The organism is Streptomyces sp. NPDC030995 (genome assembly GCF_055571215.1).
The window spans coordinates 1-13,274 of the sequence record NZ_JBVIFS010000036.1; the positions used below are offsets into that span (position 1 = coordinate 1).

Sequence of the window (13,274 nt, forward strand, 5' to 3'; positions counted from 1 at the left end):
CCGATCATCGCCTGGACGAGGTGGCCACGGGCGGCAGAACGCTCGTGAGCCCAGTGCATGAGCGCCCTTACGAGCCCGCGTCCCTCGTATTCGCTGTCGGTGGCGACCAGTTCCACCTGGCCGGCGGGCAGGCGGACGCCCCCGATGCACACCTCCTCGTCGAGGAGCGTCGCGGTGGACACGACCCGGTCGCCGTCGACAACCACGGCACAGGCGGACAAGCCCGCGTCCGGATCGGTGACAACCAGCCGGTGGTCGATGGCGTCGTCCGGCTCACCGCGCTCGGACAGGAGCGCGCCGATCTGGTCGAGATCTGCGGGCCTCGCCTGTCGCAGGGCGAGGCCGTCGGCCAACGAAACAGGTACGGAATAACCTCTGGTCATGGTCACAGCCAGACTGTGGCATCGCCCAGCCATCCGGTCCAACAAGTTTTTCGCAGCTCGCCGTCAGCGCCGACGGGCACGGGGCGGTCAACCACTCCGGCTCACGTCTGCTCGCGGATCTGGCCGACGCCACCACGCTGACCAGCGCCTTCAGCAACGCTCTGCACCGGCTGCGGCCGCACCGTACGCCCGTACGAAGGAGAATGCGGGCCGCCTGGCCCAAGCCCTGCTGCGCACCGGCCGCCGCGGGGCAGCCCTCCCCCGATGCCGTTATGGACCGTCGGAGGAAGATTCGCATGGCTCGCATCATCGCGGCCGGTGTCGTCACCGCGGCGCTGATCACCCTGGGGTTCCCGGTGAGCAGCACTGCGGCCGTCGCGCCCACCTGCTTCGGCGTTCCCGCCACCCTCACCGGTACGGGCACGATCAACGGCAACGGCGGCAACGACCTCATCTGCGGGCTCGGCGGCCACGACCGGCTGATCGGCGGGGCCGGCAACGACCGCCTCGACGGCGGCCCGGCCAACGACGTCCTGGACGGCGGCCCCGCCACCGACAGCTGCGACGGCGAGGCGGGCACCGCGGACGTGGCCGTCCGCTGCGAGACGGTCACGAACGTCCCGTGAACACAGCCGGGCCGCGGGCCCGGCTCTACAGCCCGGAGCCACCGGTCGCGTCGACCACCCGCCCCGTAACCCAGCGGCCAGCGTGAGAGGCGAGGAAGCCGACGACGTCGGCGATGTCCTCGGGCTGCCCGATCCGGCCGAGCGCGGCGAGCGAGGCGGCGTACGTCTCGGCCTCGGCGTTGCCGCGCAGCCAGCTCGCGTTGATGTCGGTGTCGATGATGCCGGGCGCCACCGAGTTGACGGTGATGCCCCGCGACCCGAGGGCCTTGGCGAGGTTCAGGGTCAGGGTGTCGAGGGCCCCCTTGGTGGCCGAGTAGGCCAGGATCTCGGGCATCGCGATGGTGGCGGCACCGCTGGAGATGTTGATGATCCGCCCGCCGTCGCGCAGCCGCCCGAGGGCCTCCTGCACGACGAAGAACGGCGCCCGGACGTTGACCGCGAAGACCCGGTCGAAGTCCTCTTCGCCGACCTGGCCGAGGGGAAGCGCCAGGCCGATCCCGGCGTTGTTGACGATGATGTCGACCCCGTCGAGGCCGAGTTCGTCGTAGGCCGTCCAGAGCGCGGCGGCGTCCCCGTGCGCGCCGAGCTCCGCCCGGAGCGCGTGGGCCCGGCCACCGTCCTTGACGATCCGGTCGACGGTGTCCCGCGCGGCCGTCTCGTCGTTCGCGTAGGTGAGCACGACCGTCGCCCCGTCGGCGGCCAGCCGTTCGGCGATGGCCCGGCCGATGCCCCGGCTGCCGCCCGTGACCAGTGCGTTCTTTCCCATGGGGACCCCCTCGATTCAGTAACGGTCACTACAGAAATAACCTAACACGAGATCGCTAACGGTCGCTACGAAAAGATTCGGCCAGCCCCCGGGCCCAGCCCCGGCCCCGGTCCCGGTCCTAGCCGCGCGCGGCTTCGATGAAGGCTCGGATCAGCTCCGGCGACTTCACCCCGCGCTCCCGCTCCACCCCGCTGGACACGTCCACGCCCCACGCGCCGGTGGTCAGGACGGCCCGCCGCACGTTCCCCGGGTTCAGCCCGCCGGCCAGCAGCCAGTGCCCCTCGGGCGCGGTGAAGTCCGCCGACCCCCAGTTCCACGGCTTGCCGGAGCCGGGGTCGGGGGCGTCGAGCAGCAGCAGGTCCTCGCCGTACTCACCGCAGCGCTTCACGTGCTCGGCGGTGGCCCTCAGCAGCGTCCGGCCCTCGGCGCGCAGCGCCGCGAAGTCCTCGGGGCCCTCCTCGCCGTGCAGCTGCACGCCCCGCACGCCGCTCTCCTCGGTGAACCGGCGCACCTCCGCGACCGACTGCCCCCGGAACACCCCGACGGTCAGCACCCCGTCCGGGACCCGAGCCGCCAGCGCCCGCGCGGTGGCGGCGTCGACCGTGCGCGGACTGCCGGGCGCGAACACGAACCCCACGGCATCGGCCCCGGCCGCCACGGCGGCATCGACGTCGGGCTCGGTCCGCAACCCGCAGATCTTGACGAAGAGTTCGCTCATACCGTCCAGTCAACCAAACCCGCCGCGTCAACCGCCCGGGCATCCCCACCCGATGAGGTGCGCGTGGTCGCCGCAGGCGTATTATGTCGTGGACGACATAATACGCGGCGTGGCATGAACGATCTGCACGTGATCGAGCTGGAGCCTGAAGTGCGGAGCTGGCTGGAACTGCTACCGGACAAGCAGTACCGAAAGGTCGAGGAGTACGCGGAGCTGCTGGCGGTCCATGCTGCCCGGACGCCGATGCCCTTCGCTCGACCACTCAGGGATGGGGTGTACGAGCTACGGCCCACGCTCGACGGGGTCGCCACTCGGATCACGTACTGGTTCGCACCGGGACACAGAATCGTGATGCTCACCGTGTTCCGCAAGACGCGCATGCACGAGTCAGCCCAAGTCACCCGCGCGGTCACGGCTCGTATGGTGTGCGAGAAGGAGCACGGACCGGCCCACATGACATATGGCCGCGGCGAGGAAGGGGACGCCTCATGAACCACACCCGCTGGAAGCTGGCCCGGGAGAAGAAGGCCGCAGGTGTGCACGTCGAGTCGGATGAGGTCGAGGCCGAGCGGGCAGAGATCCGCCTCGCGATGGCCTTCGCCAAGGCCGTGTACGACCGGCGCAAGGCCTTGGGGCTGTCCCAGACCGAGCTGGCCGAGAGGGCCGGCCTGACCCAGGCGAAGATCTCCCGCGTGGAGGGGGCGGACGCGGTGCCCACCCTGCCCCTGCTGCGCCGCCTCGCGCACGCTCTGGACGCCTCGCTGAACATCGCCCTGAGCGAGGACCGGGAAGAGGTCACCTTCGTCGCGCGCCCCGCCGCCTGAAACGCCCGAGGGCGGCACCCCCCGCAGGGAGTGCCGCCCTCGTTCGAGAACAGCCGATCAACCAGAGGCCGGAGCCGGGGGTCGATCAGAAGTCCATGTCACCGCCCGGCATGCCGCCCGGGGCGCCGGCGCCGGCCTTCTCGGGCTTGTCGGCGATGACGGCCTCGGTGGTGAGGAAGAGGGCCGCGATGGACGCCGCGTTCTGCAGGGCAGAGCGGGTGACCTTCGCCGGGTCGATGATGCCCTCGGCGATCATGTCGACGTACTCGCCGGTCGCGGCGTTCAGGCCCCAGCCAACCGTCAGGTTGCGGACCTTCTCCACGACGACGCCGCCTTCGAGACCACCGTTGACGGCGATCTGCTTCAGCGGGGCCTCGAGGGCGAGCTTCACGGCGTTGGCGCCGGTCGCCTCGTCACCCGACAGGTCGAGCTTCTCGAAGACCGAGGAGGCCTGGAGCAGGGCCACGCCACCACCGGCGACGATGCCCTCCTCGACGGCCGCCTTCGCGTTGCGAACGGCGTCCTCGATGCGGTGCTTGCGCTCCTTGAGCTCGACCTCGGTCGCGGCGCCGGCCTTGATGACGGCCACGCCGCCGGCCAGCTTCGCGAGGCGCTCCTGGAGCTTCTCGCGGTCGTAGTCCGAGTCGGAGTTCTCGATCTCGGCGCGGATCTGGTTCACGCGACCGGCGACCTGGTCGCTGTCACCGGCACCGTCGACGATGGTGGTCTCGTCCTTGGTGATGACGACCTTGCGGGCGCGGCCGAGCAGGTCGAGACCGGCGTTCTCCAGCTTGAGGCCGACCTCCTCGGAGATGACCGTGCCGCCCGTGAGGATGGCGATGTCACCGAGCATGGCCTTGCGGCGGTCTCCGAAGCCCGGGGCCTTGACGGCGACGGACTTGAAGGTGCCGCGGATCTTGTTGACGACCAGGGTCGACAGGGCCTCGCCCTCGACGTCCTCGGCGATGATCAGCAGCGGCTTGCCGGACTGCATGACCTTCTCCAGGAGCGGCAGCAGGTCCTTGACCGAGCCGATCTTGGAGTTGACGATCAGGATGTACGGGTCGTCGAGGGACGACTCCATGCGCTCCATGTCGGTGGCGAAGTACGCCGAGATGTAGCCCTTGTCGAAGCGCATGCCCTCGGTGAGCTCCAGCTCCAGACCGAAGGTCTGGGACTCCTCGACGGTGATGACGCCTTCCTTGCCGACCTTGTCCATGGCCTCGGCGATGAGCTCGCCGATCTGGGTGTCGGCGGCGGAGATGGAGGCCGTGGAAGCGATCTGCTCCTTGGTCTCGACATCCTTGGCCTGGGCGAGCAGGGCGGCGGAGACGGCCTCGACGGCCTTCTCGATACCACGCTTGAGGGCCATCGGGTTGGCACCGGCGGCCACGTTGCGCAGGCCCTCGCGGACGAGCGCCTGGGCGAGCACGGTGGCGGTGGTCGTACCGTCGCCGGCGACGTCGTCCGTCTTCTTGGCGACTTCCTTGACCAGCTCGGCGCCGATCTTCTCGTACGGGTCCTCGAGCTCGATCTCCTTGGCGATGGAGACACCATCGTTGGTGATCGTGGGGGCGCCCCACTTCTTCTCAAGGACGACGTTGCGACCCTTGGGGCCAAGGGTGACCTTGACGGCGTCGGCGAGCTGGTTCATCCCACGCTCGAGGCCGCGGCGGGCCTCCTCGTCGAACGCAATGATCTTGGCCATCTGAAGTGGTCCTCCCGGACAGCGGTGGATTGCTCCCAGGACCGCGCCCGCGCCCGCGACGGACGGCCTGCGTGCCCGGCGGTTCCTTCCCGCCGGACCCTGCGGGCCTCACCGACCCGGTCCTCGTTCAGTAGCACTCTCAACCCGAGAGTGCTAACGCCAATGATTAGCACTCGACCCCCACGAGTGCAAGCGGCTTGGGGCAACGCCCCGCCGGTCCCTTGGGACAACGCCCCGCCAGTACCGGGCACACGCACGAGGGGCTCACATCCCGTGTCCAGGATGTGAGCCCCTCGTAGGTCTTTGGTCGTTCGTCTTGGTCGATCGCTTCAGGACTAGCCGAGCGCGAGCTTGACCATGTCCGCCTGCGGACCCTTCTGGCCCTGCGAGATCTCGAACTCGACCCGCTGACCCTCTTCAAGGGTGCGGTACCCGTCCATCTGGATGGCGCTGTAGTGGACGAACACATCCGCACCACCGTCGACCGCGATGAAGCCGTAGCCCTTCTCCGCGTTGAACCACTTGACGGTGCCCTGAGCCATGCCTAACTCCCCTATTACTGGCCCTTGCGCAGGAACGCACTTCGCGCTCCCGGGTCAGAACTTGCGTCGGAACGCGTCGACCGAGGCTGAATGTATCTGCGCGAGTGCTGTCTGCAACAGGTCAATCCGACGAGAATTCTGGGCACCGAGAAACATTGAAATAGAGTGAAAAGTTGGCATCTTCCAGGGCAACTCGGGCCCGACATATCTCGCCAAAGCCCCATACCGCGCTTGCACATTGGCCCGATGTCGACCCTCACGCGGCCCGTTCATATGCGGCGGGCAAGAACCGCGGAGGGGACTTCCCCAACTCTACCGTGCCCAATCAAGCAGAATTGCCCCCTCCGCTTTTAGCGGAGGGGGCAATTACGGTTTTTCGCGTTTCATCGAGTTCCCGGCCGGATGTCCAGCCGGGTGCCCGGCGAGGTGTTCAGCAGCCGCCGGCCACGGCGGGGATGATCGAGACACCGGCGCCGTCCGGCGTCACCGCCTCCAGCCCGCCCTCGAAGCGCACGTCGTCGTCGTTGACGTAGACGTTCACGAAGCGGCGCAGCTTGCCCTGGTCGTCCAGGACGCGCGCGGCGATGCCCGGGTGGCTCTTCTCCAGGGACTCGATGACCTCGGCGAGGGTCGCGCCCTCGGCGGAAACCTCGGCCTGACCGCCGGTGTAGGTGCGCAGGATGGTGGGGATGCGGACGTTGACGCTCATGGCGCTACTGCCTTTCCGGTAGAGCAGGGGGTTGGTCAGGTCACGCCAGGCCGGCGGCGCGGAACGCGTCCAGGCTCGGGCGGATGGTGGCGGTCTGCCCGCTGTCCGCGGCCACCGCCTCCAGGGTCTTGAGGCCGTCACCGGTGTTGAGGATGACGGTGGTCAGCGCCGGGTCGAGCTGACCGTTCTCGATGAGCTTCTTCGTCACGCCGACGGTCACGCCGCCCGCGGTCTCGGCGAAGATGCCCTCGGTCTGCGCGAGGATCTTGATGGCCTCGACGACCTGCTCGTCGTTGACGTCCTCGACGAAGCCGCCGGTGCGCCGCGCGATGTCCAGGACGTACGGGCCGTCCGCCGGGTTGCCGATCGCCAGGGACTTGGCGATGGTGTTCGGCTTCTGCGGGCGGACCACGTCGTGACCGGCCTTGAAGGCGGTCGACACCGGGGAGCAGCCCTCGGCCTGGGCACCGAAGATCTTGTACGGCTTGTCCTCGACGAGGCCGAGCTTGATCAGCTCCTGGAGACCCTTGTCGATCTTCGTCAGCTGCGAGCCGGACGCGATCGGGATCACGATCTGGTCGGGCAGCTGCCAGCCGAGCTGCTCGCAGATCTCGTACGCGAGGGTCTTGGAGCCCTCGCCGTAGTACGGCCGCAGGTTGACGTTGACGAAGCCCCAGCCCTCGCCCAGCGGGTCCCCGATGAGCTCGGAGCAGAAGCGGTTGACGTCGTCGTAGTTGCCCTCGATGCCGACCAGGTCGCCACCGTAGACACCGGCCATGACGACCTTGCCCTGCTCCAGGTCGTGCGGGATGAACACGCAGGAGCGGAAGCCGGCCCGGGCGGCCGCGGCGCCGACGGCGCCGGCCAGGTTGCCCGTGGAGGAGCAGGACAGGGTGGTGAAGCCGAAGGCGCGGGCGGCCTCGACGGCGATGGCCACGACGCGGTCCTTGAAGGAGTGCGTCGGGTTGCCGGAGTCGTCCTTGACGTAGAGCTTGCCGGTGACGCCGAGCTCCTTGGCCAGATTGGCCGCGTCCACGAGCTTGGTGAAGCCCGGGTTCAGGCTCGGCTTGGAGGCCACGTCCGCGGGGACGGGCAGCAGCGGCGCGTAACGCCAGATGTTGTTGGGGCCGGCCTCGATCGCGGCGCGCAGGGCCTCGGGGTCACCGGTGGGAAGGTCGTAGGCGACTTCCAGAGGTCCGAAGCACTCGACGCACGCGAAGATGGGTCCGAGTTCGAATCGGGTACCGCACTCGCGACACGAGAGGCCGGTGGCAGGTCCGAGATCGACAGAGGTGGCAACAGTCTGTGCAGCCATGATGGCGAGGCCCTTTCTCCTCATCTTCCCCATGGCGCACTTCGCCATGAGACGGAATTGGCACCTTCCCTAGCCGGGGACCTCGCGCGGATGCGTCGTACGCATGGCGAGAACCGACTGGAGGGTTGCCGGGGCTTCAACGGGCCGTGTCCCTCTGCCCCTCTGGATGAGCGGTATGGCACCGGCACACGCGCTCTATGGCGCGCCGGTGCGTTTGTTCGCGGGGACCCCCGGCATGCGGTGGTCCTTCGCGTTGTTCAAGACTGTAACCGAAGGGCCGGGTGGTTGAGACAGCCGTCCGAACCGCGAGATGGATCACAAATCGGTCCATTCAGGGGACGAAACAGGGAGTGCTGAGGGTGCTGGAAGAGGTGGAGCGCTGGCTGGCCGACCGCTCCTGGTCAGCCGCCGACCGACCGCTCGACCAGCTGCTCGACCGGAAACGGGCGACAGGCAGCACGGTCAGCGTGGTGCTGCCCGCGCTCAACGAGGAGGCCACCGTCGGCGCGATCGTCGAGGTGATCCGGCGCGAGCTGATCGAGGGACTGCCCGTCCCCCTGGTGGACGAACTGGTGGTCATCGACTCGGGCTCGGCCGACCGGACCGCGGAGGTCGCGGCGAAGGCCGGAGCCCGGGTGGTGCACCGCGACGAGATCCTGCCGAGGATCCCGCCGCTGCACGGCAAGGGCGAGGTGCTGTGGCGCTCGCTGCTGGCCACCAGCGGGGACATCGTCTGCTTCGTCGACGCCGACCTGCGGGACTTCTCGGCCTCCTTCGTCTCGGGCATCGTGGGGCCGCTGCTGACCGAGCCGGACGTGCAGTTCGTCAAGGCGATGTACGACCGCCCGCTGGGCGACGCTCCCGGCCAGGGCGGCCGGGTCACCGAACTCGTCGCCCGCCCCCTCCTCAACCTGCACTGGCCGCAGCTGGCCGGTTTCGTCCAGCCGCTGGGCGGCGAGTACGCCGTACGGCGCTCCCTGCTGGAGCGGCTGCCGTTCCCCGTCGGCTACGGCGTCGAGCTGGGCCTGCTGGTGGACGCGCTGCACACGGTCGGGCTGGACGCGCTGGCCCAGGTGGACGTGGGCGTACGGCTCCACCGCCACCAGGACGGGCAGGCGCTGGGCCGGATGGCCGCGGCGATCTACCGCACGGCCCTGCTGCGGCTCTCGCGCGGGCACCTCGTACGGCCGGAGCTGACGCAGTTCGAGCGGGGGCCGGAGGGCTTCGTGCCGCGGACCTACGCGGTGGACACCGAGGAGCGGCCGCCGATGCTGGGGATCAGGGAGTACGCGCTGCGGCGCGTGGCGTGACGCAACGGACGGTTTGAGGCGACCCGGGCCGGGCTAGGTTCGCGACATGGCTTCATCCCAGGTACTCGTCGCCGCCAACCGCGGCCCGCTCTCGTACGCCCTCGACACCGACGGCACGCTCAGCGCCCGGCGCGGCGGGGGCGGGCTCGTCTCCGGGCTCTCCGCGGCCCTCGCGGAGCAGCCGGAGGCGCTGTGGATCTGCGCGGCGCTGTCAGAGGCGGACCGGGAGGCGGTCCGCCGGGGAGTGGCCGAGCCCGGCGTCCGGATGCTGGACATCGATCCCACCATGTACGACGACGCGTACAACGGGATCGCCAATTCGGTGCTGTGGTTCACCCACCACCACCTGTACGACATCCCGCGCGAGCCGGTCTTCGACGCGGAGTTCCGGCGGCTGTGGGACTCGTACACGGCCTACAACCGCGCCTTCGCCGAGGCTCTCGCCGAGGAGGCGGCGCAGGGGGCGTGCGTCCTGGTGCAGGACTACCACCTGGCGCTGGTCCCCGGGCAGCTGCGGGAGCTGCGGCCGGACCTGCGGATCGGGCACTTCACGCACACGCCGTGGGCGTCGCCGGAGTTCCTCCACATGCTCCCGTCCGACGTCCGCCTCGAGCTGGTGCGGGGGATGCTCGGCGCGGACGTGGTGGGCTTCCACACGCGGGCGTGGGCGAACGCGTTCGTGGAGGGCACGGGTGCGGGGGCGGGTGCGGGGGCCGGGACGACTCGTGTGGCCGTGTACCCGCTGGGTGTGGACGGCGACGAGCTGCGCGCCCTCGCCCACCGGCCGGAGGTCGACGCGAAGCTGGCGGACCTGCGGGCGGAGGTCGGCGGCCTGAAGACGATCGTCCGGGTGGACCGGACGGAGCTGTCGAAGAACATCCTGCGGGGCCTGCTCGCGTACCGGGAGCTCCTGGCCTCGTACCCGCAATGGCGGGGCCAGGTCGTCCACCTCGCCTCGGCGTACCCCTCCCGGCAGGACCTGGCGGTGTACCGGGACTACACGCAGTCGGTACGGGATCTGGCGGCGGCCGTGAACGAGGAGTTCGGGACGGAGCACTGGCAGCCGGTGCTGGTGTCGGTGAAGGACGACTTCGCCCGCTCCCTGGCGGCGTACCGGCTGGCGGACGTGGCACTGGTGAACCCGGTCCGGGACGGGATGAACCTGGTGGCGAAGGAGATCCCGGTGGTGTCGGAGGCGGGCTGCGCGCTGGTCCTGTCCACGGGGGCGGGGGCGTACGAGGAGCTCCGCGAGGACGCGCTGACGGTGAACCCGTACGACGTGACGGCAACGGCCGCGGCGCTGCACGCTGCGCTGGCCATGCCGGCGGGCGAGCGCGCGGAACGCACGAAGCGCCTGGCGGCGGCCGCCACGGCCCTCCCCCCGACGGCCTGGTTCACGGCCCAGCTGTCCGACCTGCGCGCGTGACGCTGCGCCGCACAATCAGCCTCGCCGGCGTTTGAGGCGCGGGGGTTCGGGGGCAGCGCCCCCGACAGCGGCGCCGCGCCCGGCAATGAACGCTCAGCGCCGCTTCCCGGGGCTCCGCCCCAGACCCCGCTCCTCAAACGCCGGCGAGGCTGAATTTGGCCGGCGTCAGCCTGCAAGTGTGCGCAGCGCAACCTTGCGCCCGGGCCGGGCAGGGTTGCCGCGCAGCGGCAAAATCCAGCCCCGCCGGCGTTTGAGGCACGGGGGTTCGGGGGCAGCGCCCCCGACAGCGGCGCCGCGCCCTGCGGCACAGGTTCAGGCGCTGGAGATGGCCGTGGCCAAGGTGGCCAGGAAGGCCGCTACCGCGGCGGGGCCCGGGAGGACCAGGTCCGCGCGGGAGGCGAGCTCCGGGACTTCCGCCGAGCCGCTGGCGACCAGCAGACCCGGCCGGCCGTCGGCCCGTCGTTTCTCGACCGCCGAGTACGCCGCCAGGTCACCCAGGTCGTCCCCCGCGTACAGCACCGCCTCCGCGCCCCGTTCCGCCAGGAACTCCGTCAGGGCGACGCCCTTGTCCATGCCCGGGGGGCGCAGCTCCAGGACCGCGCGGCCCGGCTCCACCATCAGCCCGTGGCGGGCGGCCAGCTCGGCCAGGGGTTCGCGCAGGGCCGCGAAGGCCGCCGCCGGGTTCTCCGCCCGCCGGGTGTGCACGGCCAGCGCGCGGCCCTTCTCCTCGATCCAGGTCCCGCGCCACGCGCCGATGGAGTCCAGGAAGCCCGGCAGCTCCGCCCGTACCGCCGCCACCCCGGGGTGCTCGGCCGGGGCGTGCACGATGCCCGTGACCGCGTCCCACCGCTCGGCCCCGTAGTGGCCCAGCACCACCAGGTGCTCCAGGCCCGGCACGCCCGCGAAGCCCCCGTAGCGGACGGCGACGCCCGCCGGCCGGCCGGTGATCACGGCGACCGAGTCGACCTCGGGGGCGAGCGCGGAGAGGGCCGGGACGGCTCCGGGGTGGGCTCGGGCCTGGTCCGGGTCCGGGACGATGTCGGCGAGGGTGCCGTCGAAGTCCAGGGCGATCACGGACCGGCGGGGTGCACGGAGGAGGGCCTCGAGTCCCTCGCGTCCGGCTGCGGTGACGGGCATCGGCAAGTCGTGCGGATGGCTCCCCATACGCACGACCCTAACGGCCCGAACGGGTGACGGCTACGGCTATCGCCGGGCCCGCTGCGCCTCTCGGATCCGCCGCAGCCGGTTCACCGTGCCCGGGGCGTGGGCCAGCGCCCGGGGGTCGTCCAGCAGCGCGTTGAGCAGCTGGTAGTAGCGGACGGGGGTCATCCCCAGCCCTTCCCGGATGGCCCGTTCCTTGGCTCCGGGCCCGGGCCAGGTGCGTCCTTCGTACGCGAGCACCGCGGCCTCCGTGGCCGTCAACTGCCCCTCGTCCGTCATACCGCCAGATTAACGCCGCCCGCTGACACCGGCCCCGCTCCCCTGCCGCCGCCCGCCGCCGCCCGCCGTCGACCGCCGTCAGCGCTGGTCCGCCGCGCGCGCGGCGGTCGCGATCTCCTCCAGCGCCTTCGCCGGCTGCCCGCCCGGCTGGACGGTCTTGCCGATGTTCTGCTTGATGTCCTCGCTGACGCCCGCCCAGGACTTCTTGCCGACCGGGTACAGCCGCGAGGTGGGCAGCGCCGCCAGGAAGGTCTTCAGCTGCGGCGAGGACCCCTCCGTGGCGGCCTGCTTCGCGCGGTAGCCGCTGGTGGTGGCCGGCAGCAGGTCGTACTTGTCGGTGAAGGCCGTCACGTTGTTCGGCTGGTACAGGAAGTCCAGGAACTTCCCGGACTCCGCCCGGTGCCCGTTCTTGAAGGCCATGACCCAGTCCGCGACGCCCATCGCCGGCTGGTCGCTCCCGTCGGACGTCGGCAGCGGCACCATGCCGTACTTCACGCCCTTGGCGGCGGCCTGCTTCAGCAGCGTGGGGTGCCCGTTGAGCATCCCGACCTCGCCCTTGGCGAAGGCCTCGAAGGCGGCCTGGCGGTCCAGCTTGCCCGGCTCGACCGGTCCGGTCAGCCCCTGCCCGACCATCTTGTCCCGCAGGAACTCCAGCGTCTTGACGTTGTCGGGGGAGTCGATGGAGTACGACTCCTCGTTGTCGGTGTAGCCGCCACCGCCCGACAGCATCCACATCATCGTCTCGGCCTGGGCCTCCTCGCGGCCCAGCGGCAGCGCGAAGGGGGTGGGCACGCCCGCGCCCTTGAGCTTCTTCGCCGCCGCCTCCAGGTCCGCCCAGCTCTTGGGCTGCCAGCCGGCCTTGGCGTCCTTCGCGAGCACGCCCGCGTCGGTCAGCAGCTTCTCGTTGTAGAAGAGCAGCCGGGTGCTGGCCACGAAGGGCAGCCCGTACTGGACCTGCTTGACCTTGCCCGCGTCCGCGAGCGGTCCGAGGAAGTCGGCCTCGGTCTTCACGGAGAGCAGTTCCGCCGCCGAGTACAGCTTGCCGGCGGCCGCGTAGTCGGCGTAGGCGCCGATCTGCGCGATGTCGGGGGCCTTGCCGGCCTTGACCATCTCGGCGACCTTGGCGTCGACCTCGGACCAGGAGTAGACGCTGACCTCGACGTTCACGCCGGGGTTGGCCTTCTCGAAGCCGTCGGCGAGGCCCTTCCAGTAGGCGGTCGAGGAGTTCTGCGGATTGTCCCCGTAGTCGGCCGCCACGACCCGGAGGGTCACCTCGTTGTCCCCGGTGAGTCCACCGACGGCTCCGCAGCCCGTCAGCGTCACGGCAGTCAGGCACAGTGCGGCGCCGGATGCGGCCAGGCTCTGGTAACGGCCCTTCACGGTTCTCGATCCACCCCTTGTTGTACGTACGATCCACGTAAGGTCTACACCACTTTGGCGGCTCGTCCACATCCGGATCCCGACCTTGGTCCCGAATTTGTATGGCCGCTCAACAATCCCCCTCAAT

At 70.3% G+C, this 13,274-nt stretch carries 15 protein-coding genes and 1 riboswitch; of the genes, 5 read left to right on the forward strand and 10 right to left on the reverse strand.

Annotation, left to right across the window (positions count from 1 at the left end; all coding sequences use genetic code 11):
• Positions 1 to 383 (reverse strand): GNAT family N-acetyltransferase (locus tag ACZ45T_RS33350; protein ID WP_468447932.1); only part of this gene is annotated, 383 nt, incomplete at its 3' end.
• Positions 384 to 679: 296 nt separating this feature from the next.
• Here ACZ45T_RS33350 and ACZ45T_RS33355 point away from each other — a divergent pair.
• On the forward strand, positions 680 to 1,009 hold the full coding sequence (locus ACZ45T_RS33355; RefSeq protein ID WP_468447880.1) for a hypothetical protein: 330 nt from the start codon (positions 680 to 682) through the stop codon (positions 1,007 to 1,009).
• A gap of 25 nt (positions 1,010 to 1,034) precedes the next feature.
• On the opposite strand, the gene ACZ45T_RS33360 is transcribed toward ACZ45T_RS33355, so the two are convergent.
• Together ACZ45T_RS33360 and ACZ45T_RS33365 are read right to left on the reverse strand one after the other, a co-directional pair.
• Complete coding sequence (locus ACZ45T_RS33360) at positions 1,035 to 1,775, reverse strand: SDR family oxidoreductase (RefSeq protein WP_468447881.1); 741 nt, start codon at positions 1,773 to 1,775, stop codon at positions 1,035 to 1,037.
• 118 nt (positions 1,776 to 1,893) lie between these two features.
• Positions 1,894 to 2,493: a phosphoribosylanthranilate isomerase gene (locus ACZ45T_RS33365; protein WP_468447882.1), complete on the reverse strand. Its 600-nt coding sequence runs from the start codon at positions 2,491 to 2,493 to the stop codon at positions 1,894 to 1,896.
• A 114-nt stretch (positions 2,494 to 2,607) separates the two neighbouring features.
• Between ACZ45T_RS33365 and ACZ45T_RS33370 the strand changes: the two genes are divergently transcribed.
• Both ACZ45T_RS33370 and ACZ45T_RS33375 read left to right on the forward strand, forming a co-directional pair.
• On the forward strand, positions 2,608 to 2,985 hold the full coding sequence (locus ACZ45T_RS33370; RefSeq protein ID WP_468447883.1) for a type II toxin-antitoxin system RelE/ParE family toxin: 378 nt from the start codon (positions 2,608 to 2,610) through the stop codon (positions 2,983 to 2,985).
• On the forward strand, positions 2,982 to 3,317 hold the full coding sequence (locus ACZ45T_RS33375) for a helix-turn-helix domain-containing protein (protein ID WP_468447884.1): 336 nt from the start codon (positions 2,982 to 2,984) through the stop codon (positions 3,315 to 3,317). The genes ACZ45T_RS33370 and ACZ45T_RS33375 overlap by 4 nt, the downstream gene beginning before the upstream one ends.
• Before the next feature lie 85 nt (positions 3,318 to 3,402).
• Here the strand turns inward: ACZ45T_RS33375 and groL are convergent, their stop codons facing one another.
• The 4 genes from groL to thrC form a co-directional block, all read right to left on the reverse strand.
• Positions 3,403 to 5,025, reverse strand: coding sequence for a chaperonin GroEL (gene groL, locus ACZ45T_RS33380; RefSeq protein ID WP_451490491.1), 1,623 nt, complete (start codon positions 5,023 to 5,025; stop codon positions 3,403 to 3,405).
• 335 nt (positions 5,026 to 5,360) lie between these two features.
• Entirely contained in the window at positions 5,361 to 5,567 is a 207-nt protein-coding gene (locus ACZ45T_RS33385; protein WP_030009783.1) for a cold-shock protein, read from the reverse strand.
• Positions 5,568 to 5,997: 430 nt separating this feature from the next.
• Positions 5,998 to 6,276 carry a MoaD/ThiS family protein gene (locus tag ACZ45T_RS33390; RefSeq protein WP_468447885.1) on the reverse strand — a complete coding sequence of 93 codons (279 nt, stop codon included), beginning with the start codon at positions 6,274 to 6,276 and terminating at the stop codon, positions 5,998 to 6,000.
• Positions 6,277 to 6,316: 40 nt separating this feature from the next.
• Positions 6,317 to 7,591 carry a threonine synthase gene (gene thrC, locus ACZ45T_RS33395; RefSeq protein WP_468447886.1) on the reverse strand — a complete coding sequence of 425 codons (1,275 nt, stop codon included), beginning with the start codon at positions 7,589 to 7,591 and terminating at the stop codon, positions 6,317 to 6,319.
• 17 nt (positions 7,592 to 7,608) lie between these two features.
• Positions 7,609 to 7,764: riboswitch (SAM riboswitch) on the reverse strand.
• 186 nt (positions 7,765 to 7,950) lie between these two features.
• On the opposite strand from thrC, the gene ACZ45T_RS33400 reads away from it, so the two are divergent.
• Both ACZ45T_RS33400 and ACZ45T_RS33405 read left to right on the forward strand, forming a co-directional pair.
• Positions 7,951 to 8,901, forward strand: coding sequence for a glucosyl-3-phosphoglycerate synthase (locus ACZ45T_RS33400; RefSeq protein ID WP_468447887.1), 951 nt, complete (start codon positions 7,951 to 7,953; stop codon positions 8,899 to 8,901).
• A gap of 46 nt (positions 8,902 to 8,947) precedes the next feature.
• On the forward strand, positions 8,948 to 10,327 hold the full coding sequence (locus ACZ45T_RS33405) for an alpha,alpha-trehalose-phosphate synthase (UDP-forming) (RefSeq protein WP_468447888.1): 1,380 nt from the start codon (positions 8,948 to 8,950) through the stop codon (positions 10,325 to 10,327).
• 312 nt (positions 10,328 to 10,639) lie between these two features.
• Here the strand turns inward: ACZ45T_RS33405 and otsB are convergent, their stop codons facing one another.
• The 3 genes from otsB to ACZ45T_RS33420 form a co-directional block, all read right to left on the reverse strand.
• Entirely contained in the window at positions 10,640 to 11,491 is an 852-nt protein-coding gene (gene otsB, locus ACZ45T_RS33410; protein WP_468447889.1) for a trehalose-phosphatase, read from the reverse strand.
• Between the two features lie 39 nt (positions 11,492 to 11,530).
• A complete protein-coding gene (locus ACZ45T_RS33415; protein ID WP_468447890.1) occupies positions 11,531 to 11,767 on the reverse strand; it encodes a DUF3263 domain-containing protein in 237 nt (78 codons plus the stop codon).
• Between the two features lie 78 nt (positions 11,768 to 11,845).
• A complete protein-coding gene (locus ACZ45T_RS33420) occupies positions 11,846 to 13,147 on the reverse strand; it encodes an extracellular solute-binding protein (RefSeq protein ID WP_468447891.1) in 1,302 nt (433 codons plus the stop codon).
• Positions 13,148 to 13,274: the final 127 nt, after the last annotated feature.

Bases quoted from the DNA above. Each gene is read 5' to 3' on its own strand.
- ACZ45T_RS33365 (WP_468447882.1), bottom strand. From the start codon at position 2,493: ATGAGCGAACTCTTCGTCAAGATCTGCGGGTTGCGGACCGAGCCCGAC.
- ACZ45T_RS33370 (WP_468447883.1), top strand. From the start codon at position 2,608: ATGAACGATCTGCACGTGATCGAGCTGGAGCCTGAAGTGCGGAGCTGG.
- ACZ45T_RS33355 (WP_468447880.1), top strand. From the start codon at position 680: ATGGCTCGCATCATCGCGGCCGGTGTCGTCACCGCGGCGCTGATCACC.
- groL (WP_451490491.1), bottom strand. From the start codon at position 5,025: ATGGCCAAGATCATTGCGTTCGACGAGGAGGCCCGCCGCGGCCTCGAG.
- ACZ45T_RS33360 (WP_468447881.1), bottom strand. From the start codon at position 1,775: ATGGGAAAGAACGCACTGGTCACGGGCGGCAGCCGGGGCATCGGCCGG.
- ACZ45T_RS33415 (WP_468447890.1), bottom strand. From the start codon at position 11,767: ATGACGGACGAGGGGCAGTTGACGGCCACGGAGGCCGCGGTGCTCGCG.
- otsB (WP_468447889.1), bottom strand. From the start codon at position 11,491: ATGGGGAGCCATCCGCACGACTTGCCGATGCCCGTCACCGCAGCCGGA.
- ACZ45T_RS33385 (WP_030009783.1), bottom strand. From the start codon at position 5,567: ATGGCTCAGGGCACCGTCAAGTGGTTCAACGCGGAGAAGGGCTACGGC.
- thrC (WP_468447886.1), bottom strand. From the start codon at position 7,591: ATGGCTGCACAGACTGTTGCCACCTCTGTCGATCTCGGACCTGCCACC.
- ACZ45T_RS33405 (WP_468447888.1), top strand. From the start codon at position 8,948: ATGGCTTCATCCCAGGTACTCGTCGCCGCCAACCGCGGCCCGCTCTCG.
- ACZ45T_RS33390 (WP_468447885.1), bottom strand. From the start codon at position 6,276: ATGAGCGTCAACGTCCGCATCCCCACCATCCTGCGCACCTACACCGGC.
- ACZ45T_RS33375 (WP_468447884.1), top strand. From the start codon at position 2,982: ATGAACCACACCCGCTGGAAGCTGGCCCGGGAGAAGAAGGCCGCAGGT.